Annotated in this window: 23 protein-coding genes; 12 read left to right on the top strand and 11 right to left on the bottom strand. The window is 73.2% G+C overall.

The genetic code is table 11. The features are described 5' to 3' along the window. Window position 1 precedes the first annotated feature (1 nt). Both ACIRQ9_RS29540 and ACIRQ9_RS29535 read right to left on the bottom strand, forming a co-directional pair. On the bottom strand, window positions 2-532 hold the full coding sequence (locus tag ACIRQ9_RS29540) for a hypothetical protein (RefSeq protein WP_404179975.1): 531 nt from the start codon (window positions 530-532) through the stop codon (window positions 2-4). 49 nt (window positions 533-581) lie between these two features. Continuing rightward, window positions 582-1,790 (bottom strand): pyridoxal phosphate-dependent aminotransferase, encoded by a 1,209-nt coding sequence (locus ACIRQ9_RS29535; protein ID WP_404179972.1) that lies wholly within the window; start codon window positions 1,788-1,790, stop codon window positions 582-584. Window positions 1,791-1,871: 81 nt separating this feature from the next. Between ACIRQ9_RS29535 and ACIRQ9_RS29530 the strand changes: the two genes are divergently transcribed. Beyond that, on the top strand, window positions 1,872-2,546 hold the full coding sequence (locus tag ACIRQ9_RS29530) for a winged helix-turn-helix transcriptional regulator (protein WP_404179970.1): 675 nt from the start codon (window positions 1,872-1,874) through the stop codon (window positions 2,544-2,546). 4 nt (window positions 2,547-2,550) lie between these two features. Here ACIRQ9_RS29530 and ACIRQ9_RS29525 read toward each other — a convergent pair whose 3' ends face one another. The 3 genes from ACIRQ9_RS29525 to ACIRQ9_RS29515 form a co-directional block, all read right to left on the bottom strand. Further along, on the bottom strand, window positions 2,551-3,351 hold the full coding sequence (locus ACIRQ9_RS29525; protein ID WP_404179967.1) for a hypothetical protein: 801 nt from the start codon (window positions 3,349-3,351) through the stop codon (window positions 2,551-2,553). Continuing rightward, window positions 3,351-4,625 carry a VWA domain-containing protein gene (locus tag ACIRQ9_RS29520; RefSeq protein WP_404179964.1) on the bottom strand — a complete coding sequence of 425 codons (1,275 nt, stop codon included), beginning with the start codon at window positions 4,623-4,625 and terminating at the stop codon, window positions 3,351-3,353. Before ACIRQ9_RS29520 ends, ACIRQ9_RS29525 begins: the two co-directional genes overlap by 1 nt. A 107-nt stretch (window positions 4,626-4,732) precedes the next feature. Further along, the gene (locus ACIRQ9_RS29515) at window positions 4,733-6,238 is read right to left on the bottom strand and encodes an IucA/IucC family protein (protein ID WP_404179961.1); all 1,506 of its coding nucleotides are present in this window, start codon (window positions 6,236-6,238) and stop codon (window positions 4,733-4,735) included. Between the two features lie 93 nt (window positions 6,239-6,331). On the opposite strand from ACIRQ9_RS29515, the gene ACIRQ9_RS29510 reads away from it, so the two are divergent. The 3 genes from ACIRQ9_RS29510 to ACIRQ9_RS29500 all read left to right on the top strand — a co-directional run bounded on the left by ACIRQ9_RS29510 (window position 6,332) and on the right by ACIRQ9_RS29500 (window position 9,122). After that, window positions 6,332-7,855, top strand: a complete 1,524-nt coding sequence (locus tag ACIRQ9_RS29510) for an IucA/IucC family protein (protein WP_404179958.1) — start codon at window positions 6,332-6,334, stop codon at window positions 7,853-7,855. Window positions 7,856-7,944: 89 nt separating this feature from the next. Further along, entirely contained in the window at window positions 7,945-8,850 is a 906-nt protein-coding gene (locus ACIRQ9_RS29505) for a HipA family kinase (RefSeq protein WP_404179954.1), read from the top strand. Further along, entirely contained in the window at window positions 8,847-9,122 is a 276-nt protein-coding gene (locus ACIRQ9_RS29500) for a SelT/SelW/SelH family protein (protein WP_404179950.1), read from the top strand. Before ACIRQ9_RS29505 ends, ACIRQ9_RS29500 begins: the two co-directional genes overlap by 4 nt. Window positions 9,123-9,133: 11 nt before the next feature. Here ACIRQ9_RS29500 and aceB read toward each other — a convergent pair whose 3' ends face one another. Next, on the bottom strand, window positions 9,134-10,756 hold the full coding sequence (gene aceB, locus ACIRQ9_RS29495) for a malate synthase A (RefSeq protein ID WP_404179947.1): 1,623 nt from the start codon (window positions 10,754-10,756) through the stop codon (window positions 9,134-9,136). Between the two features lie 184 nt (window positions 10,757-10,940). Then, on the bottom strand, window positions 10,941-11,540 hold the full coding sequence (locus ACIRQ9_RS29490) for an NTP transferase domain-containing protein (protein ID WP_404179944.1): 600 nt from the start codon (window positions 11,538-11,540) through the stop codon (window positions 10,941-10,943). A 155-nt stretch (window positions 11,541-11,695) separates the two neighbouring features. On the opposite strand from ACIRQ9_RS29490, the gene ACIRQ9_RS29485 reads away from it, so the two are divergent. Further along, the gene (locus ACIRQ9_RS29485; protein WP_404179941.1) at window positions 11,696-12,016 is read left to right on the top strand and encodes a DUF5955 family protein; all 321 of its coding nucleotides are present in this window, start codon (window positions 11,696-11,698) and stop codon (window positions 12,014-12,016) included. A gap of 173 nt (window positions 12,017-12,189) precedes the next feature. Here the strand turns inward: ACIRQ9_RS29485 and ACIRQ9_RS29480 are convergent, their stop codons facing one another. Next, complete coding sequence (locus ACIRQ9_RS29480; protein ID WP_404179938.1) at window positions 12,190-12,981, bottom strand: IclR family transcriptional regulator; 792 nt, start codon at window positions 12,979-12,981, stop codon at window positions 12,190-12,192. A gap of 284 nt (window positions 12,982-13,265) precedes the next feature. On the opposite strand from ACIRQ9_RS29480, the gene allB reads away from it, so the two are divergent. The 3 genes from allB (at window position 13,266) to ACIRQ9_RS29465 (ending at window position 16,648) form a co-directional block, all read left to right on the top strand. Further along, window positions 13,266-14,606: an allantoinase AllB gene (gene allB / locus ACIRQ9_RS29475; protein ID WP_404179936.1), complete on the top strand. Its 1,341-nt coding sequence runs from the start codon at window positions 13,266-13,268 to the stop codon at window positions 14,604-14,606. A 46-nt stretch (window positions 14,607-14,652) separates the two neighbouring features. Next, a complete protein-coding gene (gene alc / locus ACIRQ9_RS29470; RefSeq protein WP_404179933.1) occupies window positions 14,653-15,765 on the top strand; it encodes an allantoicase in 1,113 nt (370 codons plus the stop codon). A 79-nt stretch (window positions 15,766-15,844) separates the two neighbouring features. Then, window positions 15,845-16,648, top strand: coding sequence for an AIM24 family protein (locus ACIRQ9_RS29465; protein WP_404179930.1), 804 nt, complete (start codon window positions 15,845-15,847; stop codon window positions 16,646-16,648). A gap of 320 nt (window positions 16,649-16,968) precedes the next feature. On the opposite strand, the gene ACIRQ9_RS29460 is transcribed toward ACIRQ9_RS29465, so the two are convergent. Next, window positions 16,969-17,169: a hypothetical protein gene (locus ACIRQ9_RS29460; protein WP_404179927.1), complete on the bottom strand. Its 201-nt coding sequence runs from the start codon at window positions 17,167-17,169 to the stop codon at window positions 16,969-16,971. A 170-nt stretch (window positions 17,170-17,339) separates the two neighbouring features. Here ACIRQ9_RS29460 and ACIRQ9_RS29455 point away from each other — a divergent pair, with 170 nt between their 5' ends. The 3 genes from ACIRQ9_RS29455 (at window position 17,340) to ACIRQ9_RS29445 (ending at window position 20,580) form a co-directional block, all read left to right on the top strand. Continuing rightward, the gene (locus ACIRQ9_RS29455) at window positions 17,340-18,599 is read left to right on the top strand and encodes a histidine kinase (RefSeq protein WP_404179924.1); all 1,260 of its coding nucleotides are present in this window, start codon (window positions 17,340-17,342) and stop codon (window positions 18,597-18,599) included. Window positions 18,600-18,661: 62 nt separating this feature from the next. Next, window positions 18,662-19,324 (top strand): response regulator, encoded by a 663-nt coding sequence (locus ACIRQ9_RS29450; protein ID WP_404179921.1) that lies wholly within the window; start codon window positions 18,662-18,664, stop codon window positions 19,322-19,324. A gap of 74 nt (window positions 19,325-19,398) precedes the next feature. Next, window positions 19,399-20,580: a cytochrome P450 gene (locus ACIRQ9_RS29445; RefSeq protein WP_404179918.1), complete on the top strand. Its 1,182-nt coding sequence runs from the start codon at window positions 19,399-19,401 to the stop codon at window positions 20,578-20,580. Window positions 20,581-20,620: 40 nt separating this feature from the next. On the opposite strand, the gene ACIRQ9_RS29440 is transcribed toward ACIRQ9_RS29445, so the two are convergent. Together ACIRQ9_RS29440 and ACIRQ9_RS29435 are read right to left on the bottom strand one after the other, a co-directional pair. Next, window positions 20,621-20,746 (bottom strand): hypothetical protein, encoded by a 126-nt coding sequence (locus tag ACIRQ9_RS29440; RefSeq protein ID WP_404179915.1) that lies wholly within the window; start codon window positions 20,744-20,746, stop codon window positions 20,621-20,623. Window positions 20,747-20,968: 222 nt separating this feature from the next. Continuing rightward, window positions 20,969-21,976: a Gfo/Idh/MocA family oxidoreductase gene (locus tag ACIRQ9_RS29435; RefSeq protein WP_404179911.1), complete on the bottom strand. Its 1,008-nt coding sequence runs from the start codon at window positions 21,974-21,976 to the stop codon at window positions 20,969-20,971. A 130-nt stretch (window positions 21,977-22,106) separates the two neighbouring features. Here ACIRQ9_RS29435 and ACIRQ9_RS29430 point away from each other — a divergent pair, with 130 nt between their 5' ends. Further along, on the top strand, window positions 22,107-22,844 hold the full coding sequence (locus ACIRQ9_RS29430) for a GntR family transcriptional regulator (RefSeq protein ID WP_404180059.1): 738 nt from the start codon (window positions 22,107-22,109) through the stop codon (window positions 22,842-22,844). Window positions 22,845-23,025: the final 181 nt, after the last annotated feature.

Genomic DNA, 23,025 nt, shown 5'->3' with positions numbered 1-23,025 from the left:
GTCAGAGGCTATGAGCCCAGCGTTCCAGTTCGGCGAACTCACGCGCCCGCAGACCGTGGCGCGCGTCGACCGGAAGGAGCAACGCGGGGCCCTCGTGGTGCTCGGCGACATGGCGGACGTCCAGGTCGGTGACCATGTCGTCCACCCACACGAACGGCCGCCCCGCCGCCCAGGCCACCACGGTCCGCGTCTTCCAGTACAGCCCGTCCGGATCCTTCGCGAACGGCTCGGGCCACTCGATGACGGGCAGTTCGGGCAGTCCGACGGCCGGTCCGATCAGCTCGTTGGCCTCGTGCGTCCAGGTGGTGGCCCAGGCCAGCTCGTAGGGGAGCGCGAGCAGCCGGGCCCCGTGCCCCGGATGCAGCCGCACCCGCAGCCCGCGGCGGAGCCCGCGCGAGCCGGGCCGCTGGCGGGCGGCCCAGGCCGCCGGGCGCAGCCGGTGGGTCACGTAGCCGCGGTGCCGCAGCAGCCGGGCCCGGAACGGGTTGAGGGGTCCGTCGACGTCGAGGAGGAGCAGCGGGCGCTGGGTCATGGGGAGGGGATACCCGCGTCGTACGGTCCGCGCACGGTCCGGCCCGGCTCTACTGCCGGTACCCGCTCAGGAACCGCCCGATCCGGCCGATCGCGGTCTCCAGGTCGTCCGCGTGCGGGAGGGTGAGGATGCGGAAGTGGTCCGGCGCGGGCCAGTTGAAGCCGGTGCCCTGTACGACCTGGATCTTCTCCTGGAGGAGCAGGTCAAGGACGAACCGCTCGTCGTCGTGGATCCGGTGGACCTTGGGATCCAGGCGCGGGAAGGCGTACAGGGCGCCCTTGGGCTTGACGCAGCTGACGCCGGGGATCTCGTTGAGCTTCTCCCAGGCCACCGAACGCTGTTCGTGCAGCCGGCCGCCGGGGGCGGTGAGTTCGCGGATGGACTGGCGGCCGCCGAGCGCGGCCTGGATGGCGTACTGGGCGGGCGCGTTGGCGCACAGACGCATGGAGGCCAGCATGGTGAGGCCCTCCAGGTAGTCCTTCGCGTGCTGCCTGGGGCCGGTGACGACGAGCCAGCCCGAGCGGAAGCCGGCCACCCGGTAGGTCTTGGACAGGCCGCAGAAGGTGAGGACCACGAGGTCGGGTGCGAGGGCCGCGGCCGAGTGGTGGACGGCGTCGTCGTACAGGATCTGGTCGTAGATCTCGTCGGCGAAGACCATCAGGCCGTGCCGGCGCGCCAGGTCGAGGACGCCCTCGACGATCTCCTTCGGATAGACGGCGCCGGTCGGGTTGTTGGGGTTGATGACGACCACGGCCTTGGTGCGGTCCGTGATCTTCGCCTCCATGTCGGCGAGGTCCGGGTACCAGTCGGCCTGCTCGTCGCAGAGGTAGTGCACGGCCTTGCCGCCGGCCAGGGTGGTCACCGCGGTCCACAGGGGGAAGTCGGGGGCGGGGATCAGGATCTCGTCGCCGTCCTCGACCAGCGCCTGTACGGCCATGGAGACCAGCTCCGAGACGCCGTTGCCGAGGAAGACGTCGTCGACGTCCACCCCCAGGCCGAGGGCCTGGTAGCGCTGGGCCACCGCCCGGCGGGCGGAGAGGATGCCGCGCGAGTCGGTGTAGCCGTGGGCCTGCGGGAGCATCCGGATCATGTCCTGGAGGATCTCCTCCGGCGCCTCGAAGCCGAACAGGGCGGGGTTGCCGGTGTTCAGGCGGAGCACGCTGTGGCCCGCCTCCTCCAGCGCGTTGGCGTGCTCGATCACCGGTCCGCGGATCTCGTAACAGACCTCGCTGAGCTTGTTGGACTGCCGGAACTCCATGCGCCCCTCCGGAAACTCGTGTTGCTTGGTTTTACCAAGTGGCAGCTTGGAAAGTCCAACATCTTGTCTAGACTGCGCCGCATGTCACCTCGCCGAAGCTACGACCAGTTCTGCTCCGCGGCCCGTGCCCTCGACGTCGTCGGCGACCGCTGGACCCTGCTGATCGTCCGGGAGCTGCTGGCCGGTCCCCGCCGCTACACGGACCTGCACGCGGATCTGCCGGGGGTCAGCACGGACGTCCTCGCCTCCCGGCTGAAGGACATGGAGCGGGACCACGTCGCCACCCGGCGGCGGCTGCCTCCGCCCGCCGCGGCGTACGTGTACGAACTCACCGAACGCGGACGTGCGTTGCTCCCGGTGATCCAGGCGCTGGGGCGGTGGGGCGAGCCCGAGCTGGGCGAGCGCCGGCCCACCGACGCGGTCCGCGCGCACTGGTTCGCGCTGCCGCTGCTGCGGGCCCTGGACGGCGAGGGGCTGGTCGAGATCCGGCTCGGTGAAGGGGAGTTCCACCTGTACGCGGGAGCGGAGGACGGCCCGGTGTACGGCGACGGACCCGCGCCCCGCGAGCCCGACGCGCGGCTCCTGCTCGACACCGCGACGGGCGCGGCGCTGGCCCGCGGGGAGCTGACCCTCGCGGACGCGGTACGGGCCGGACGGGTGACGGTGACCGGTGACGGCCCGCCGGCCAAGAGACTGCGGGAGGTCCGGGACGACGGCCGGGCCCCCGCGAACGGGGGCCCGGCCGACGGGACATGACGGATCAGGCGCCCGGCGGCACCTGGCGCGGACGGCCCGCTCCGCGGGTCAGCGCGTATCCGCCGATGCCCGCGAGGGCGGCCAGTATGCCGCCGATGCCGGTCCACACCCAGCGGTCGGTCCACCAGCCGGAGGACCAGCCGTCGTTGGAACCGAAGCTGGAGAGCACGGCGGCCTTGCCGTCGCCGCTCTTCTCCGCGCTCACCGCGATGCCCGGCACCAGCGGCTTCGCCAGCGAGCCGTCCACCGCCGCCGCGCCGCCGATGTCCTTGGAGTCCACCCGGACCTCGGTGCTCACCGGCTGGCCGAGGTCCGCGTTGCCGAGGTCCACCACGGTCAGCCGGACGTAGTACGTGCCGGGCAGCGGGTCGTTGGCCCAGGGCTCCGACCAGGCGCGGACGGTACGCATCACGCACGCCAGCTCCACCGTCGCGGCGCCCTGCGGGGCCGTGCGGGTCGCCGCGCCGTACTGGCAGGCCTGGCGGCGCCGCAGACCGTCGTACACGTCGAGCTGCCAGGTCTGCGTCCCGTGCGAGTCGGGCAGCTTCACCGTCGCCTTGACGTCGGGACGCTGTCCCGCGTCGGCGGGGAACGACCAGTACAGGTAGTCGCCCGTCGATCCGCTCGCGGTGGCCCGCTGACCCTGGTCGAGCTCGGTCGCGGTACGGAAGGACGTGCCCGCCTGGGTGGGCGCGCCGCCGTCCTCGGAGGCGCTCGGGGAGGGCGAGGCGTCGTCGGCGACGGCCGGACCGGCGGCCAGCCCGACCGCCAGCAGGGCGGCGCTCAGCACACGTGTGATCGACATCAGTTGGTCCTCCAGACCGCTACCCGCCAGCGCGACACCCAGCCCCACACCAGACCCGCCAGGAAGCCGGTCAGCACGAGCGCGCCGAGCAGCCACCAGCCGCGGCCGAGACCGAAGGAGGCGACGTCGGACGCCTTCGACGGCCCGTCCACGACGTCCACCGTCAGCTCGACGGGCAGGCCCGGGCTGGTCTTCACGCCGGCCGCGGCCGAGAAGGAGTTGGTCACCTGGAGGCAGACGGTCTCCGGGGTGGTGTCCTCCTCGTCGTCGCTCTCGGCCTTCGGGTACCGCAGGCCGGTCGAGATGACGTCGGTGCGGCCGGTGCCTGACGCCTCGCCCCGCACTATCTCGCGTCCGTGCACGGTCACCGCGCGCAACAGCACGCCGTAGTCCGGGTTGACGGCCCGGTCGGCGGCGACGCTGACCGAAGCCCGCAGCTCCTGGCCGGGGTTGACGTCGACCTTGTACCAGCGCTGCTGCCCGAACTCCTCGCGGTCGGTGTACAGCCCGGACTTCAGCGCGGGCGCCGAGGAGCACTGCCCGCTGCCGTCGGTGGCCACCGGCGTCACCACCGGATCGGCGGCCCGGTCCACCAACTGGCCGACCCGGTCGGTCAGTTCCTCCTTGTGCTGTACGGAGGTGTAGGTGCCGCCGGTCGCGTCCGCGATGCAGCTCAGCTGGTCCCGGGTCTTGGCGTCCGGTACCAGGCCGAGGGTGTCGATGGTCAGCCCGACGCCCTTGGCGGCGATCTCGCGGGCCACCTCGCACGGGTCCAGCGGCTGGCAGGTGTCCTCGCCGTCGCTGATCAGGACGATACGGCGGGTACCGGAGCCGCCCTGGAGATCGTCGGCCGCCTTGAGCAGCGCGGGGCCGATGGGGGTCCACCCGGTCGGCGCGAGCGTGGCGACGGCGGTCTTGGCCTCCGTACGGTCCAGGGTGCTGACCGGATAGAGCTGCGCGGTGTCCTTGCAGCCGGTCTTCTTGTCGTTTCCGGCGTAGTTGGCGCCGAGCGTGCGGATGCCGAGCTGGACCCCCTCGGGCGTGGCGTCCAGGACGTCGTTGAACGCCTGCTTGGCCGCGGCCATCCGCGTCCCGCCGTCGATGTCCGCCGTCCGCATGGAACCGCTGACGTCCAGCACCAGCTCCACCTTGGGAGCGGCCTGGCCGGTCTCGTCCGTCTCGTCGGCGGCCGCTCCGGCGGGGAACGCGATCCCGGCCGCCAGGGCGGCGAGCAGAGCGCAGACTCCCGCCGCCGTCCGTTGTGTTCTGATCATCGGCGGATCCTATTGATCAGAGGCGCCGGGCTCCAAAACGAGGACCGGACGGCGAAACGCGAGCGGCCGGCGGGCCAACGGCGGGTGGCCGGCCGGGAGGTGGGCGTTCAGCCCACCGCCGCCAGCGGATTCGGCAGCGCCGCCCACCGGTCCCCGGGCGTCTCCGGCGACAGCCGCATCAGCGTCAACGCCTTCGCGGGCAGCGGACCTTCGAGGAGGGCCGTCAGGTCGGCGGTAGCCGGGAGGTCCCGTACGGCCGTGTCCAGCGCGGCCGCGAGCGCCGGCCCGGAGCCCGCCGTGCCCGCCAGGGCGCCCGCGACCAGGGAGCCGAACAGCTTGCGGCGCAGCATCGTTTCGTCGTCCGTGACCAGGCGTCCCGTCAGCTCGGGCGGGGTGATGCCGTGCCGGGTCAGACGGGCCGGGCTGAGCCGGATGTCGGCCAGGTCGCGGTAGACGAGCCGGAGCGGCGCCCCGGTGCCGGAGAGCACCACCAGGAGGTTCTGGCCGTGCGCCTCCAGAGCCACGCCCAGATCCAGCAGCCGCAGTCCCACGGTCAGCGCGAGCCGGGTGAACCCGGCCAGCCAGGCGGGCGAGCCGGGCAGGCCGGTGGTGGTCAGGGCGGCCACCGGCAGGACCCGCTCGCCCGGCCCCGCGTACGCCTCGGGCGACTCGCGCAGCACCGCCGCCAGGTCGGGCGAGTCGGCGCTCGCCGCGCCCAGGGTGCGAGTGACGTGCAGGAGGCCGTCCGTGCGCGCCGCCAGGTCGGAGGCGAACGACGACAGGGTCGCGGCCGCCTCGACCGAGTACGCCGAGATGTCCCGGACGGACGAGGTCAGCCGGGCGCTGAGCGCGGTCTTCACGTGCGTTCCGCCGGGGAGCGCGAGGGTGCGCAGGGACATCAGCGGATGCGCGGTGCGCCAGGGCTCGCCGGGGCCGCCCTTGAGGACATGGGCCGTCTGCCAGGGGTGCACAGGGATCAACAGCCTTTTTCCGTCGCGGAGTTCGTCCGGCCAGTCGCCGGTCACCAGGCACTCCCCGGCCGCCACCGGAACCGTCTCCAGCCGTACCGCCGGCCGGTGCTCCGGCCCGTACGCGAGCTGGTCCGCCACCGAGAAACCGGGCCGGGAACGGCAGTTGGGATGGAAGGGATGCCCGTCCACCACCCGCTGCTCCCACTCCCAGTCCTGCCCGGGCCACTCCTCGCCGGCCGCCTCCCGGTCCGCCCGCGACAGGGCCAGCGAGGCAGCGCTGTGCCCGAGCTCGGCCGCGAACCCCGCCGAGTGCGGCCACCCCAGATCGGTCATCAGCCGCGCCGGATCGTCGTACGGCACCCCGTTCAGCCGTACCGCCCTCACGTACGCGGCGGTGGCGTACGGGTCCGCGTGCGGGCCGTGCAGCGCGCGTCCGTCGGCCAGCCGCAGCGCCAGGCTGTGCGCGCCGCGCACCCGGCGCGTCACCCACGGCAGCGGCTCGTGCGCCAGCGCCCGCCACAGCCGGGTCAGCACCGCCGCCCGCGCCCCGGGCAGCTCGGCCGTGTACCGGGACACCAGGTCCGGCCGCGCCTCGGCCAGCTCCGTGGCGAGCTGTGTCTCGATGGGGGAGGGACGGTGCACGGGAAGGCTCCTCGGAACGCGGTGCGGCGGTCATGATGGCTGTCTACGACAGACATACTGATCAGGATCGGACTGTGTGGACGTAGCGAACGAATGGAACGCGTGGATCTCGACCTCTCCAGCGACCGCGTCGGCGAGCGCGCCGACGCGTACGCCGCCGCGCCCCTGCTCAACTGCCTGCTCCGGGAGGTGGCCGAGCCGCTCCCGGACGCCGGGCGGGGCGAGGCCCGCGTCTACCGGCTGCCCGGCGGCGGCCGGCTGCTGCGGGTGCGCGGCGCGCGCCGGCCGGCCGCGCCCGAGGTGTACGCGGCCGGCCGCTGGCACCGCATCGGCCACACCGAGCTGGTGAAACTCGTCGCCGAGGAACTGCGCGCGCACACCGGGCTCTCCAACGGCGACCTGCCCGCCGAGATGATCGACAGCAGGGACGCGGTCGCCGCGCTGCTCACGGCACGCGCACGGGCGACGGCGCCCGACGACCCGTACCTGCGCTCGGAGCAGTCCCTCATCACCGGCCATCCCTACCACCCTGCCCCGAAGGCGCGCGGCGGCGGCCCGGTCACCGCCTGGATGCCGTACGCGCCCGAGGCGCACGCCCGGTTCCCGCTGGTGCTGCTCGGGGTGCGCGAGGACCAGGTGGTGGACGAGGGCGACACCTCGGCGCTGGACGCCGCGGCCGCCGTACCGCCGGGCTACCGGCTGCTGCCCGCCCATCCCTGGCAGCTCGACCTGGCCGGCCCGGACCTGGCGGCGGCCTTCGCCGACGGACGGCTGGTGCGGCTGGCGCGGACCGGGGCCGAGGTCTGGCCCACGGCCGCGATCCGCACGGTGTACGACCCGGCCCGCGACCTCTTCCTGAAGTTCAGCCTGGACGTCCGCATCACCAACGACATCCGCCGGCTGTGGGCGCACGACCTGCGCCGGCTGCGCCGCACGAACGCCGCCGTGACCGCCGCCTTCGCCGCGATGGACGGGCCCGCGGCCTGGCTCGGCGACCGCGGCTACCGCACCGCCCGCTTCGCCTTCGAGCAACTGGCCGTCGTCGTCCGGGACGGGCTGCGCGGCTCGCTGCTGCCCGGCGCGACCCCGCTGCTCGCGGCGGGCCTGGTGGAGGGCTTCGAGGGCAGCCCGCCGGCCGCGCAGGCGGACCCCGGGGCCTGGTGGCGGGCGTACCTGCGCGCGGTCGTGCCCCCGGCGCTCACGGCCTTCGCGGACCACGGCGTCGTCCTCGAGGCACATCTGCAGAACACCCTGGTGGCCGTCGACGCGGACGGCATGCCGGTGCAGGCGCTGTACCGGGACGCCGAGGGCGTCAAGCTGCTGGCCGACGTGGAGCGGGCCGCCGGGTGGGAGCGGCTGGTGTACTGCCTGGTCGTCAACCACCTGATCGAGGTCGCCGCCGCGCTCGCCGAGCGCCGCCCCGGGTTCGATCCGTGGCCCGCGGTCCGCCGGGAACTGGCCCGGCACGGACTCCTGGAGGCGCGCGCCCTGGCCGCCTCGCCGACCCTGCCCGGCAAGACGAACCTGCTGCTGCGCTGGACCGGCGCGGACGGCGCCGACGCGCGGTACCTGCCGCTGCCGAACCCGCTGGCCGCGCCGGAGCCGGAGCGGCCCTGATCGCACCCTCCGCCCGCGGTCACCCTCGGTTACTATGGTCTCTTCACGCCGGGGGGCGGTGACGCCGAAGGGATGGGTGGCCCGAGGACATGCTGAGAGAGGTGACCGCGACCCGCTACGTCGAACCCCTGCGGTCCGGCGGCTCCGTGCCCGGCATCGTCGAGGCCGACGACCTCGGTACCTACGTCGTGAAGTTCACCGGCTCCGCGCAGGGCCGCAAGGCGCTGGTCGCCGAGGTGATCGTGGGCGAGCTGGCGCGGGCCCTGGGACTGCGCTTCCCCGAGCTGGTCCTGGTCCGCTTCGACCCGGCGATCGCCGACGACGAGCCGCACCAGGAGGTGCGCGAACTGCACGCGGCCAGCGCCGGGATCAACCTCGGGATGGACTTCCTGCCCGGCGCGAAGGACTTCACCCCGCAGATCGCCGAGGTCTTCCCGGTGGACCCGCTGGAGGCCGGCCGGATCGTCTGGCTGGACGCGCTCACCGTCAACGTCGACCGTACCGTGCACAGCTCCAACCTCATGGTCTGGCCGACGTTCGGCACCGCGCCCCCGCGCCTGTGGCTCATCGACCACGGCGCCGCCCTCGTCTTCCACCACCGCTGGGACGCCTCGGCCCCCGAGAAGGCCTACGACTTCCGGCACCACGCCCTCGGCCGGTTCGGTCCCGACACCGCGGCCGCCGACGCCGAACTCGCGCCCAGGGTGACCGAGAGGCTGCTCAGGGACATCCTCGCCGAGGTCCCGGACGCCTGGCTCACCGACTTCGGCACGCCCGACGAGATGCGCGAGGCCTACGTGGGCTATCTGCTGGCCCGGGTCCGGGCCTCCGCGCAGTGGCTGCCCACCGACTTCCCGGACCGCGACCAGCTCGCCGCCGAGGACGCCGACCGCGCGGCCAGAGCCCAGCGGGGACGCCCGGCCTGGCTGAAGCAGGTCCCCGACCTGCACGGCAAGCCGGCGGCCCGGCAGGACTGGTCGGTGCATCTCGGATGAGCGAGAGCCGTCGCGTCGAGATCGAGTACTGCACCCGGTGCCGCTGGCTGCCGCGCGCCGCCTGGCTCGCCCAGGAACTGCTGACCACCTTCGAGACCGACCTGACCGAGCTGTCCCTCAAGCCCGGCACGGGCGGTGTCTTCGTCGTCCGGGTGGACGGCGAGGTGGTGTGGGACCGCAAGGAGCAGGGCTTTCCCGAGCCCACGGCGGTGAAGCGGGCCGTACGCGACCGAGTGGCCCCGGGGAAGTCCCTGGGCCATTCGGACGGATGAGTCCCTGAGGGTCAGCCGCGCAGCTGCCGGTAGGCCGGCAGCGTCAGGAAGTCGGCGTAGTCGTCGTCGAGGGCGACGGTGAGCAGCAGGTCGTGCGCCTGCTGCCAGTGGCCGGCCGCGAAGGCCTCCTCGCCGATCTCCCCGCGGATGGCGTCGAGTTCCCCGGCGGCGATCGTGCGGGCCAGCTCCGGTGTGGCCTTCTCGCCGTTCTCGAACTCGACGCCCGCGTTGATCCACTGCCAGATCTGCGAGCGGGAGATCTCCGCGGTCGCCGCGTCCTCCATGAGGTTGAAGATGGCCACCGCGCCCAGGCCGCGCAGCCAGGCCTCGATGTAGCGGATGCCCACCTGGACGGCGTTGACGAGCCCGGGGTAGGTCGGCTTCGCGTCCAGCGAGTCGACGGCGATCAGGTCGGCGGCCTCGACACGGACGTCCTCGCGGAGCCGGTCCTTCTGGTTCGGCCGGTCGCCGAGGACCCGGTCGAAGGACTCCATGGCGATCGGCACCAGGTCGGGGTGGGCGACCCAGGAGCCGTCGAAACCGTCGCTCGCCTCGCGGTCCTTGTCGGCGCGGACCTTCTCGAAGGCCACCTTGTTGACCTCGGGGTCGCGCCGGGACGGGATGAAGGCCGCCATGCCGCCGATCGCGTGCGCCCCGCGCTTGTGGCAGGTGCGGACGAGGAGTTCGGTGTACGCCCGCATGAACGGGGCGGTCATCGTGACCGCGTTGCGGTCCGGGAGGACGAACCGGGGCCCGCCGTCACGGAAGTTCTTGACGATGGAGAACAGGTAGTCCCAGCGGCCCGCGTTCAGTCCCGAGGCGTGGTCGCGGAGTTCGTAGAGGATCTCCTCCATCTCGTAGGCGGCCGTGATGGTCTCGATCAGCACGGTGGCGCGGACGGTGCCCTGCGGGACGCCGACGTAGTCCTGGGCGAAGACGAACACGTCGTTCCACAGCCGGGCTTCGAGGTGCGACTCGGTCTTCGGCAGGTAGAAGTAGGGGCCCTTGCCGAGGTCGAGCAGCCGCTTCGCGTTGTGGAAGAAGTAGAGACCGAAGTCGACGAAGGCGCCGGGCACCTGCTCGCCGTCGACCTCGACGTGCCGCTCGTCCAGGTGCCAGCCGCGCGGCCGCATCACCACCGTGGCCAGCTCCTCGGCAGGGCGCAGGGCGTACGACTTGCCGGAGCCGGGGTCGGTGAAGTCGATGTTCCGGGTGTAGGCGTCGATCAGGTTCAGCTGACCGAGGACGACGTTCTCCCAGGTCGGCGCCGAGGCGTCCTCGAAGTCCGCGAGCCAGACCTTCGCGCCCGAGTTGAGGGCGTTGATGGTCATCTTGCGGTCGGTGGGGCCGGTGATCTCGACCCGCCGGTCGTTCAGGGCCGCGGGGGAGGGGGCCACCCGCCAGGAGTCGTCCGCGCGGATCGCGGCGGTCTCCGGGAGGAAGTCGAGGGTGGAGGTGCGGGCGATCTCGGCGCGGCGTTCGGCCCTGCGGGCGAGGAGTTCGGCGCGGCGCGGTGAGAACCGCCGGTGCAGCTCGGCGACGAAGGCGAGGGCCGCGTCGGTGAGCACCTCCTCCTGCCGGGGCAGGGGCGCGGCGTCGACGATGGCCAGCGGAGACGGCGCTGGTGCGGACATGAGCTGTCACTTCCTTCAGCGGTGGCACCGGGTGCCAGTCGTTCCGGGTAGAGCGAAGCGCACCCGATCAAGGGACGGGCGCTTCTGAGCAGTGGATACTAGTTTCCTCATTGTGGAAGTTCAATGGTCTGTTGATGTCGAGATTCTCCGGGTCGAGTCAAGGCGGCGCTCGGTGCCACCCCGTTCACGCAAGGTGGCGCAGATCCGCCTCGGTGTCGATGTCGTACGGCTCGGCCGCGTCCGCGCACTCCACGAGCGCGATCTCCGCCTCGTGGGCCTGGAGGTAGGCGCGGGCGCCCCGGTCCCCGGTCGCGCTCGCGGCGATCTCCGGCCAGTGCCGGACGCCGAACAGCACGGGGTGGCCGCGCACGCCGTCGTAGGCGGCCGCCACCAGCGAGTCCTCGTCCCGGAACCCGCCGAGTACCCGGGCCACCGCCTCGCTTCCGATCCCCGGCTGGTCCACCAGCGACACCAGCGCCGCCCGCACCCCCGCCCCGGCGAGCGAGGCAAGGCCCACCCGCAGCGAGGAACCCATCCCCCGGGCCCAGTCCGGGTTGTCCACGACCACGCAGCCGCTCAGCCGCGCCCGCTCCCGCACGTCGTCCGCGGCGGCCCCCAGCACCACGTGCACCGGCCCGCAGCCGCCCGCGCGCAGCACCTCGACCGCGTGTTCCACCAGGGGCCGCCCGTGGTGCGCCAGGAGCGCCTTGGGCCGCCCGCCGAGCCTCCTGCCCCCACCGGCGGCCAGCAGCAGCCCGGCGATCTGGTCATGCGTGTCCGTCATGCGTCCTGCATACCCGACGCCGGGGCGGGCGGCCGGTTCCGCAGGGCTGAATTTCGGTCCGTGCTGTAGCGCGCGGCGCTGAAGAAGGCGTTTACTGACCGGCGTCCGGGGGGCCCGGCCACCGTCAGGGGGCAACGGGCGGGAGGGGGAGCGCTGTGCTGCGGAGCTTGGGACAGAGACAGAGGCCAGTGACCGGCAGTGACGAGGATCCGAGGGTGGCGGGACTGCGGACGGCGGTCTCCCGGCTGCGCCGTGAACTGGCCGCGCACCCGGCCGAGTTCACGGACCGCGCGATAGCCGAGGACGAGCTGGCCGCCCTCGCCGCGATGGCCACGGGCGGCCTGCCGGAGATCCCGCGCCTGCGTCGGTCCCTCTTACTGATCGCGGGAGCCATCGGGTCGGTGAGCGCCCTGTCCCGCGGCCTGGCGGACGTGCGCCAGGCGGTGGACCTCTTCAGCGAGACACCGGGACGCTGAACGCCCGCGAGGGTATGCCGGGCGGCTGTGGTGTGACCTTCGCCGGCCCGCGGCGACCGCGCGCGGTGTGGTCGGCGTCGGCCTCCCGCGACCGGCCGCGGTGCGGCTCGCGCCGGTCCGTGGTGCGCGTCCGGCCCCCGGGTCCCGCGGCGGTCCCGCGGAGCCCGCGCGCCTCAGGCTCCTGAGTTGACCAGCGCCTGGGACAGTTCGACGGCCACCTGCTGCAGCACCGGCACGATCTTGCCGGTCGCGGCCTCGGTGAGCCGCCCGGCGGGTCCGGAGATCGAGATGGCGGCGGCCGTCGGCGAGTCGGGCACGGACACCGCGAGGCAGCGCACCCCCACCTCCTGCTCGCTGTCGTCGACCGCGTACCCGAGCTCGCGCACCTCCGCCAGGGCGGCCAGGAACCCCTCCGGCGTGGTGATGGTCCTCTCCGTGGCGGCCGGCATCCCGGTCCGCGCCAGCAGCGCCCGCACCTCCGCGTCCGGCACGCCCGCCAGCAGGGCCTTCCCCACGCCCGTGGAGTGCGGCAGCACCCGCCGGCCCACCTCGGTGAACATCCGCATCGAGTGCTTCGACGGCACCTGCGCCACGTACACGATCTCGTCGCCGTCGAGCAGCGCCATGTTCGCCGTCTCGCCGGTCTCCTCGACCAGCCGGGCGAGGTACGGCCGCGCCCAGGTGCCCAGCAGCCGGGACGCCGACTCGCCGAGCCGGATCAGCCGGGGCCCGAGCGCGTACCGCCGGTTGGGTTGCTGGCGTACGTAGCCGCAGGCGACCAGCGTGCGCATCAGCCGGTGGATCGTCGGCAGGGGCAGCCCGCTGCTCGCGGACAGTTCGCTCAGGCCCACCTCGCCGCCCGCGTCCGCCATCCGCTCCAGCAGATCGAAGGCACGCTCGAGGGACTGGACCCCGCCGCCGCCGGACTTGGCGGAGTCGGTGGTGCTGGCGCTGGACGTCGGCACGGCGCGTTCCTTTCGGGGCTGCCTTTCGGGCCGGGCAGAAGAGCTGAAGCCTACCCGGCAGCCGGTTGACGCCCTGCTTGTGCGTAGCTACGTTCTGCCTGATGGAATGATAATTCCACTTTGTGGAAAGGTCCAGGGGGCGCGCCCGCGGGGTTCCGGGAAGCGGTGTGCCCTTGACGCCGCCGGAGCGGGAGTGAAGACTTCTTCAACAGAACGTTGAATTCCGTGGCGTGGATGCGCATCCCGCCTTCCGGAAGCAGACGGCGGCAGAGAGAGGGGTCCGGGTGTCCGACGCTGAACTGGTACTGCGCTCGACGCGGGTCATCACCCCGGAGGGGACACGGGCCGCCGCGGTCACCGTGTCCGCCGGGACGATCACGGCCGTACTGCCGCACGACACGCCCGTACCGGCGGGTGCCCGCCTGGAGGACCTCGGCGACGACGTGCTGCTGCCCGGCCTGGTCGACACCCACGTGCACGTGAACGACCCGGGCCGTACCGAGTGGGAGGGCTTCTGGACCGCGACCCGCGCCGCGGCGGCCGGCGGCATCACCACCCTCGTCGACATGCCGCTCAACTCCCTCCCGCCGACCACGACGGTCGACAACCTCCGCGTCAAGCGGGAGGTCGCCGCCGACAAGGCCCACATGGACGTCGGCTTCTGGGGCGGCGCGCTGCCCGGCAACGTCAAGGACCTGCGCCCGCTGCACGAGGCCGGCGTCTTCGGCTTCAAGGCGTTCCTGTCCCCGTCCGGCGTCGACGAGTTCCCGCACCTCGACCAGGAGCAGCTGGCCCGGTCCCTGGCGGAGATCACCTCGTTCGGCGGCCTGCTGATCGTGCACGCCGAGGACCCGCGCCACCTCGCCGCCGCCCCGCAGCACGGCGGCCCCCGGTACGCCGACTTCCTCGCCTCACGGCCGCGGGACGCCGAGGACACCGCGATCGCGCAGCTCATCGCCCAGGCGAAACGCCTCGACGCGCGCGTGCACGTGCTGCACCTGTCCTCCTCGGACGCGCTGCCGCTGATCGCCGAGGCCAAGCGGGACGGCGTCCGCATCACCGTGGAGACGTGTCCGCACTACCTGACCCTGACCGCCGAGGAAGTCCCCGACGGGGCCAGTGAGTTCAAGTGCTGCCCGCCCATCCGGGAGTCGGCCAACCAGGACCTGCTCTGGCAGGCGCTGGCCGACGGCACCGTCGACTGCGTGGTCACCGACCACTCGCCCTCGACCGCCGACCTGAAGACCGCGGACTTCGCGACCGCGTGGGGCGGCATCTCCGGCCTCCAGCTCAGCCTGCCCGCCGTGTGGACCGAGGCCCGCAGGCGCGGCCACGACCTGGCGGACGTGGTCCGCTGGATGTCCGCCCGCACGGCGGCGCTCGTCGGCCTGGACCACCGCAAGGGCGCGATCGCCCCGGGCCTGGACGCCGACTTCGCCGTCCTCGCGCCCGACGAGACCTTCACCGTGGACCCGGCGGGGCTCCAGCACCGCAACCGGGTCACCGCGTACGCGGGCAAGTCCCTGTACGGCGTCGTGAGATCGACCTGGCTGCGCGGTGAACGCGTCGTCGCCGACGGCGAGTTCACCGCCCCGAAGGGACGCCTGCTGACCCGCACCCCCTGACCGAGCCCGCTCCCGCAGCGGCCGACACCCGAGAGGACGACCTTCTTTGACGGCGATCCCGACCTTCACCGGCGACGCGCACCCCTACTCCGGCGGCGACCCGTACGCCGACTACCGCACCGCGGACCTCCCCTTCACCCGGTACGCGAACCTCGCCGACCGGCAGCTCGGCGCCGGGGTCATCGCCGCCAACGACGAGTTCTTCGCCCAGCGGGAGAACCTGCTGGTGCCGGGACGGGCCGAGTTCGACCCCGAGCACTTCGGGCACAAGGGCAAGGTCATGGACGGCTGGGAGACGCGCCGCCGCCGCGGCGCCTCGGCCGGCCACCCCTGGCCGACGGCCGAGGACCACGACTGGGCGCTGGTCCGTCTCGGCGCCCCCGGTGTCGTCCGCGGCATCGTCGTCGACACGGCCCACTTCCGCGGCAACTACCCGCAGGCGGTGTCGGTCGAGGGCACGTCGGTGCCGGGCTCGCCGTCCCCGGAGGAACTCCTCGGCGACGACGTGAAGTGGACGACGCTGGTCCCGCGCACACCGGTCGGCGGCCACGCGGCGAACGGCTTCGCCGTCTCCGTCGAACAGCGCTTCACGCACCTGCGCGTCAACCAGCACCCCGACGGCGGCATCGCCCGCCTGCGCGTGTACGGCGAGGTCGTCCCGGACCCCGAGTGGCTCCGCGTGCTCGGCACCTTCGACGTGCTCGCGCTGGAGAACGGCGGCCGCGTCGAGGACGCCTCCGACCTCTTCTACTCGCCGGCCACCAACACCATCCAGCCGGGCCGCTCCCGCAAGATGGACGACGGCTGGGAGACCCGCCGCCGCCGCGACCAGGGCAACGACTGGATCCGCTACCGGGTGGCGGCCCAGTCCGAGATCCGGGCGGTCGAGATCGACACGGCGTACCTGAAGGGCAACAGCGCCGGCTGGGCGTCGGTGTCGGTGCGCGACGGCGAGGACGGCGAGTGGCGGGAGATCCTTCCGCGCACTCGCCTCCAGCCGGACACGAACCACCGCTTTGTCCTAACCTCCCCGGCGGTGGGCACGCACGCGCGCGTGGACATCTTCCCGGACGGCGGGATCTCCCGGCTGCGGCTGTTCGGCACGCCGACCGAGGCCGGCGCGGCGGCCCTGACCGCGCTCCACCGCGAGCTGTCCTGACCCCCCTGCCTCCGCCCGCCCCGCCGCCCGGCGGGGCGGGCGGAGGGAACCGCGGGGCCGTCGGCTACGTTCTTCTGCCGTGACCCTTCAGCAAGAGATCGTCGGCAACGCCATGCAGATGGCGGTCGTCAACCTGCACCCCGGCCAGACCGTCTACTGCGAGGCCGGGAAGTTCCTGTTCAAGACCACGAACGTGACCATGGAGACCCGGCTCAGCGGTCCCGGCGGCGGGCAGCAGCAGGGCGGCGGCGGCATGGGCGGCATGCTGCGCCAGGCCATGGGCACCGCCATGCAGGTCGGCCAGCGCATGCTCGCCGGCGAGTCGATGGCGTTCCAGTACTTCAGCGCGCAGGGCGGCGAGGGCACGGTCGGCTTCGCGGGCGTGCTGCCCGGCGAGATGCGCGCCCTGGAACTCAACGGCACGCGCGCGTGGTTCGCCGAGAAGGACGCCTTCGTGGCGGCCGAGTCCACCGTCGAGTTCGGCATCGCCTTCCAGGGCGGCCGCACCGGCATGAGCGGCGGCGAGGGCTTCATCCTGGAGAAGTTCACCGGCCAGGGCACCGTGATCATCGCCGGCGCGGGCAACTTCATCGATCTCAACCCCGCCGACTTCGGCGGCCGTATCGAGGTCGACACGGGCTGTGTCGTCGCCTTCGAGGAGGGCATCCAGTACGGCGTGCAGCGCGTCGGCGGCCTCAACCGCCAGGGCCTGATGAACGCCGTGTTCGGCGGCGAGGGCCTGTCCCTGGCCACCCTGGAGGGCAACGGCCGGGTGATCCTGCAGTCCCTGACCATCGAGAGCCTCGCCAACGCCCTGAAGAAGGCCCAGGGCGGCGACAAGCAGGGGCCGACGGGCGGACTGTTCTCGACGCACACGGGGTGACGTGACGCGAGGGTGTGAAGAGCGTTCCGTCAGGATGGGGAGCCGTCCGGGAGCGTCGGTTCGGCAGCGGTCTTCCGCCCCGTTTCCACGACCATGTCGACCCCGACCTGGGCGGCCCCGGACCGACCGTGAAACGGCGGCCGGCGTCAGCCGCGCCGAAGCCTGCGGAAACCTCGTCGGCGCCCTGCACCAGGAGAACCTGGGCCCCGAGCAGGAGGGCGGCCCCGGCCCGCGGCGCAACCAGGGCGTGGTGCGAAAGTGAGCACGGCTGCCTTGCACCCGGCCGGGGTGACCGGACGGCCGGAGGCCGGGTCCGTCGTTCAGCCGGACCTCCGGCTCTCCGCGACGGCGAACAGCGCGATCGCCAGCACGACCAGCGCGACGCTCGCGTAGACGCCGTAACCGTCGAGGAAGCCGAGCCGCCGCAGGAGTCCCCCGTGCCAGTGGGTGAACTCGTGCAGCAGGCCCAGCACCCCCTGGACCAGAGCGACGAAGCCGAGCAGTTCCAGCACCTGTTTCACGGCACGACTCTCGCCCCGCGGCCTCCCTCCACGCCATCGGCCGCGAGGTGAGCCGTGGCCGCCGGAAGTCCGCCGTCACGCGCGCGTGACGCGCCGAAAGTCGTCGCGTGCCCGACTTCGGTCGGTGATTTCGTGCGCGGGGAGGTGACGCGGACCGGTCGTGCGTAGATTTGTCGACCGTGAGCGGTGACATCTCGGTACACACGTTCGAGCGGCGGCGGTGGCTCTTCCCGTCCGCCGTGATCCACGAACTCGAACCCGACGCCGGTCCGGCCGGCCGGCGCCCCAGGCGCACGGCCCGGGACTGGCTCGTCGACTTCAGCAGCTTCGTGCTCGCCGTGCTGTTGGGCATGGCCGCCGCCAACACCATGCGGCAGGACCCGAACGTCTCGCACGGCCTCGCCGTCGCCGACCAGTTGATCGGCGGTCTGGCCTGCGCGGCGGTCTGGCTGCGCCGCCGCTGGCCGACGGGCCTGGCCATCGCCATGGTCCCGGTGGGCTTCCTCTCCGACACCGCGGGCGGCGCCGCCATGGTGGCGCTGTTCACGCTCGCCGTGCACCGCCCGTTCCGGTACGTCGCCTGGATCGCCGGTGCCGACCTCGCGCTGGTGCCGCTCTTCTACTGGCTGCGCCCCGACCCCGACCTGCCCTACCCGGCCGTCGTCGTCCTGGTCGTGCTCTTCACCCTGCTGACCATCAGCCTCGGCATGTTCGTGCGCTCCAAGCGGCAGCTGATGGTCAGCCTGCGCGACCGGGCCCGGCGCGCCGAGACCGAGGCCGGGCTGCGCGCGGAACGTGCCCAGCGGCTGGCCCGCGAGGCCATCGCCCGCGAGATGCACGACGTCCTCGCCCACCGGCTGACCCTGCTGAGCGTGCACGCCGGAGCCCTGGAGTTCCGGCCGGACGCGCCCCGGGAGGAGATCGCCCGGGCCGCCGGGGTGATCCGCGAGAGCGCCCACGAGGCCCTCCAGGACCTGCGCGAGATCATCGGAGTCCTGCGCGCCGCCGACGGTGACGAGGCCGGCGGCCGCCCGCAGCCCACGCTCGCCGCCCTCGACACCCTCGTCGGCGAGTCCCGGCAGGCCGGCATGAAGGTCACCCTCGACACCCACGTGGGCGACCCGTCGGCCGTCCCCGCCTCGGTGGGCCGCACCGCCTACCGCATCGCCCAGGAGGGCCTCACCAACGCCCGCAAGCACGCTCCCGGCACCGAGGTCACCGTGCGCGTCACCGGAGCCCCGGGAGACGGCCTGGACATCACCGTGCGCAACCCCGCCCCGGAGGCCGAGGTCCCGCACGTCCCGGGCTCCGGACAGGGACTGATCGGCCTGACCGAACGTGCGACGCTGGCCGGCGGCCGGCTGGCGCACCGGGCCACCGGCGACGGCGGCTTCGAGGTACGGGCCTGGCTGCCCTGGGGCGCCGCCTGACCGGCGACGCCCGCCGACCGGACGCTCACCTGCCGTCGTCCCCGCGTGATTACGTTGGAGCCATGACAACGATCAGAGTGCTGCTCGTCGACGACGACCCGCTGGTGCGGGCGGGTCTGTCCCTGATGATGGGCGGGGCCGGGGACATCGAGATCGTCGGGGAGTGCGCCGACGGCGGCGAGGCCGAGGCGCTCGTCGACCGCACCCGCCCGGACGTCGTCCTGATGGACATCCGCATGCCGTCCGTGGACGGGCTCACCGCCACCGAGCGGCTGCGCGCGCGTGCGGACGCCCCGCAGGTCGTCGTCCTGACCACCTTCCACGCCGACGAACAGGTGCTGCACGCGCTGCGCGCGGGCGCCGCCGGGTTCGTCCTCAAGGACACCCCGCCCGCCGAGATCGTGGAGGCCGTGCGCCGGGTCGCGGCCGGCGACCCCGTCCTGTCGCCCGCCGTCACCCGCCAGCTGATGCGGCACGCGGCGGGCACCCGGGCCGACACCCGGCAGGCACGCGCGCGTGACCGGCTCGCCGCCCTCAACGACCGCGAACGCGAGGTCGCCGTCGGGGTCGGCCGGGGCCTCGCCAACGCCGAGATCGCCACCGTCCTGTTCATGAGCGTGGCCACCGTCAAGACCCACGTCTCACGCATCCTCGCCAAGCTCGGCCTGAACAACCGCGTCCAGATCGCGCTGCTCGCCTACGACGCGGGACTGCTCGACGAATAGGGGCACCGGCGGGGCGGCCCGGTCGTTCTCCGGGTACGGGACGGCCTCGGGGACCTCCTGAAGGGGGAGTGGGCATGCAGGTGACCGACCTCGGCGTGTACGGCGACGCTCTGCGCAGCGACCCGCACACGGTGTACGCACGGCTGCGCGAGCGCGGCCCGGTGCACCGGGTGCGCTGGCCGCTGCCCGACGCCTACCACGAGACCTGGCTGGTCGTCGGGTACGACCAGGCCCGCGCCGCCCTGGCCGACGCGCGGCTGGTCAAGGACACCGGCAAGATCGGCTTCACGTTCCTCGACGAGGACCTGATCGGCAGGTATCTGCTGGTCACCGACCCGCCCCAGCACACCCGGCTGCGCGGGCTCATCACGCGCGCGTTCACCGCCCGCCGGGTGGCCGCCCTGGAGCCGCGGATCCGCGAGATCACCGACCGCCTGCTCGACGAGATGCTGCCGCGGGGCCGCGCCGATCTCATCGACGCCCTCGCCTACCCCCTGCCGATCACGGTGATCAGCGAACTGCTCGGCGTCCCCGAGCTGGACCGCGCCCGGTTCCGGAAGCTCTCCAACGAGGTGGTCGGCTCCGCCCGCCCGGGCAACGAGTACGACGCGTTCGTGGAACTCGGCGGATACCTGCGCGAGCTGATCGAGGACAAGCGGTGCGCGGGACCGGGCGACGACCTGCTCAGCGAGCTGATCCGCACCACCGCCGAGGACGGCGACCGGCTCTCCGCCGACGAACTGCGCGGCATGGCCTACGTGCTGCTGATCGCCGGCCACGAGACCACCGTCAACCTGATCGGCAACGGCGTGCTCGCCCTGCTCACCCACCCCGACCAGCTCGCCGACCTGCGTGCCGATCCGAGCCTGCTGGACGGCGCGGTCGAGGAGATCCTGCGCTGGGAGGGCCCGGTGGAGAATGCGACGTACCGGTACGCGGCCGAGCCCCTGGAGATCGCCGGCACCGCCATCGGCCAGGGCGACGCGGTGATGATCGGGCTCACCGCCGCCGACCGCGACGGCGCCCGCTACCCCGAGCCCGACCGCTTCGACATCCGCCGCGACAACCGCGGCCACCTCGCCTTCGGCCACGGCATCCACTTCTGCCTGGGCGCGCCGCTGGCCCGCCTGGAGAGCCGCACGGCCCTGCGCGCCCTCCTGGAGCGCGCCCCGGACCTGGCCCTGGACGGCCCGCACGGCGAGTGGCTGCCGGGCACGCTGATGAGAGGGGTGCGGACCCTGCCGGTGCGCTGGTAGCCGGCGCGCCCGCACCCGCCGGGGCCGCGGGCACGGCGCGTCAACCGGCCACCTGGCGAGGAGACACGCTCTGGTCGGTCGTTCCGCGGGCGACCACGCGATGGGTGTCCAGGGCGGTGACGGTGACGTCCGCCGTCGCGAGGGGCGAACCGGTCGGATCGAGCACCTCACGCAGAATGCCGCCCGCGCCGGGCGGAAGGGGCAGGGCGAAGTCGTCCGCCGCTCCACCGCCGTTCCTCGGGCGCCGTCGTCGCGGCAGCGCGAGTGCCGTCGAACATCGCTTTTCGCAGACGGCTCCCTGGCGCGGAACGGGCATGGTGTCCCCACGCGACGGGCCTGGGGACCCGGCGTGACCCGCTCTGGTTGCCCGGCCGGCCCGGGCGATCCCCTAGGCCGTGTCCGGGATCTCCGTGAGCGCCACCGGGCGCCGCTCGTGCCGGGAGATCTCGCAGGCCTCCGCGATTCGCAGCGCCTGGAGCGCCTCGCGCCCGTCGCAGGGGTTGGCGAGCCCGCCGCGCACCACGTCGACGAAGGCGCACAGCTCGGCCTCGTAGGCGGGCCCGAACCGTTCCAGGAAACCGGGCCACGGCTTGTCCGCGGGCGGCGGTCCGGTCGGCTCGGTGGAGGCCACCGGCGTCCGGTCGTCCAGGCCCACCACGACGGTGTCGCGCTCGCCGGACAGCTCCATCCGCACGTCGTACCCGGCGCCGTTCAGCCGGGTTGCGGTGGTGGTGGCGAGCGTGCCGTCGTCCAGCGTGAGCAGGGCCGCGCCGGTGTCCACGTCCCCGGCCTCGCGGAACATGCCCGGCCCGGCGTCCGAACCGGTCGCGTACACGTCGACGACCTCGCGCCCGGTCACCCAGCGCAGCACGTCGAAGTCGTGGATCAGCGTGTCTCGGAACAGCCCGCCGGACAGCGGCAGCCACTCCGGCGGGGGCGGCGACTGGTCGGAGGTCAGCGCCCGCACGGTGTGCAGCCGCCCGAGCCGGCCCGAGCGCACCGCCTCCCTGGCACCCGCGTACCCCTTGTCGAAGCGCCGCTGGAAGCCCATCTGCAACACCGTCCCGGCCCGCTCCACCTCCGCCAGGGCGTGCAGGGTGCCCGGCAGGTCGAGGGCGATGGGCTTCTCGCAGAAGACCGGGAGCCCGGACCGCGCGGCCCGCCCGATCAGGTCGGCGTGCGCCGAGGTCGCCGTGGTGATCACCACCGCGTCCACGCCCCACCGGAAGATCTCGTCCGCCCCGGGCGCCGCCGTCTCCCCGAGGCGGTGCGCCAGATCCTGCGCCCGCGCCGGGTCGGCGTCCGAGAGGATCAGCGACCCGACCTCGCGATGACGGCTGAGCGTGGTCGCATGAATGGTTCCGATGCGGCCCGTACCGATGACCCCGATGCGCATGGGAACAAGGTGGTGGTGCACCCGGTGCGCTGTCAATCCGTATGTCCGGACAATCGGACCACACAACTTCCCGTCAACCCGTCACGGGGATACGCTCGGGCCCGTGCCGAAACCAGATGTGGACCCGACCGTGCCGCTCGACCTGAGGGTGGACCGGAGCTCTCCGGTGCCCTTGTACTACCAGCTCGCGCAGCAGCTGGAGGCGGCCATCGAGCACGGCTCGCTCACTCCCGGCAGCCTGCTCGGCAACGAGATCGAGCTCGCGGCGCGGCTCGGTCTGTCCCGTCCGACCGTCCGCCAGGCCATTCAGTCGCTCGTCGACAAGGGCCTGCTGGTGCGTCGCCGCGGTGTCGGCACCCAGGTCGTGCACAGCCAGGTCAAGCGCCCGCTGGAGCTCAGCAGCCTCTACGACGACCTGGAGTCGGCCGGCCAGCGCCCCGCGACGAAGGTGCTGGTCAACACCATCGTCCCGGCCTCCGCCGAGGTCGCCGCCGCGCTCTCGGTCGCCGAGGGCACCGAGGTGTGCCGGGTGGAGCGGCTGCGGCTGGCGCACGGCGAGCCGATGGCCTACCTGACCAACTACCTGCCGTCCGGCCTGCTCGACCTGGACACCGGCCGGCTGGAGGCGACCGGCCTGTACCGGCTGATGCGGGCCGCCGGGATCACCCTGCACAGCGCCCGCCAGTCCATCGGCGCCCGCGGCGCCGCAGCCGCCGAGGCCGAGCGGCTCACCGAGCCCGAGGGCGCCCCGCTGCTGACCATGCGGCGCACCACGTACGACGACACCGGCCGTGCCGTCGAGTACGGCGACCACATCTACCGGCCGAGCCGCTACTCCTTCGAGTTCCAGCTGCTCGTACGGTCCTGACCGCGCCCCGTTCCTTGACGCCGCGTTAGTCGCAATGTCCGGACAAGGCGGACGCGGAGTGCGGCCCGCCGCCGTCCGGAGTGTCCCCATGTTCGATACTGAGGCTTTTGGGGCAGGTGAGGTCGCCGTCGGTGGTCACCCACGGTGAGCCTTGCCCGCCCCACTCGCACGTATGAGCACG

Origin of the sequence: Streptomyces sp. NPDC101237 (assembly GCF_044767465.1) — a bacterium.
Lineage (GTDB): Bacteria > Actinomycetota > Actinomycetes > Streptomycetales > Streptomycetaceae > Streptomyces > Streptomyces gramineus.
Note: the sequence above shows the minus strand (reverse complement) of the source record. Positions and strands in the feature narration are given on the sequence as shown.

Coding starts and splice junctions, on each gene's coding strand:
- ACIRQ9_RS29540 (WP_404179975.1), bottom strand. CDS start 532: ATGACCCAGCGCCCGCTGCTCCTCCTCGACGTCGACGGACCCCTCAAC.
- ACIRQ9_RS29535 (WP_404179972.1), bottom strand. CDS start 1,790: ATGGAGTTCCGGCAGTCCAACAAGCTCAGCGAGGTCTGTTACGAGATC.
- ACIRQ9_RS29530 (WP_404179970.1), top strand. CDS start 1,872: ATGTCACCTCGCCGAAGCTACGACCAGTTCTGCTCCGCGGCCCGTGCC.
- ACIRQ9_RS29525 (WP_404179967.1), bottom strand. CDS start 3,351: ATGTCGATCACACGTGTGCTGAGCGCCGCCCTGCTGGCGGTCGGGCTG.
- ACIRQ9_RS29520 (WP_404179964.1), bottom strand. CDS start 4,625: ATGATCAGAACACAACGGACGGCGGCGGGAGTCTGCGCTCTGCTCGCC.
- ACIRQ9_RS29510 (WP_404179958.1), top strand. CDS start 6,332: ATGGAACGCGTGGATCTCGACCTCTCCAGCGACCGCGTCGGCGAGCGC.
- ACIRQ9_RS29505 (WP_404179954.1), top strand. CDS start 7,945: ATGCTGAGAGAGGTGACCGCGACCCGCTACGTCGAACCCCTGCGGTCC.
- ACIRQ9_RS29500 (WP_404179950.1), top strand. CDS start 8,847: ATGAGCGAGAGCCGTCGCGTCGAGATCGAGTACTGCACCCGGTGCCGC.
- aceB (WP_404179947.1), bottom strand. CDS start 10,756: ATGTCCGCACCAGCGCCGTCTCCGCTGGCCATCGTCGACGCCGCGCCC.
- ACIRQ9_RS29490 (WP_404179944.1), bottom strand. CDS start 11,540: ATGACGGACACGCATGACCAGATCGCCGGGCTGCTGCTGGCCGCCGGT.
- ACIRQ9_RS29450 (WP_404179921.1), top strand. CDS start 18,662: ATGACAACGATCAGAGTGCTGCTCGTCGACGACGACCCGCTGGTGCGG.
- ACIRQ9_RS29445 (WP_404179918.1), top strand. CDS start 19,399: ATGCAGGTGACCGACCTCGGCGTGTACGGCGACGCTCTGCGCAGCGAC.
- ACIRQ9_RS29435 (WP_404179911.1), bottom strand. CDS start 21,976: ATGCGCATCGGGGTCATCGGTACGGGCCGCATCGGAACCATTCATGCG.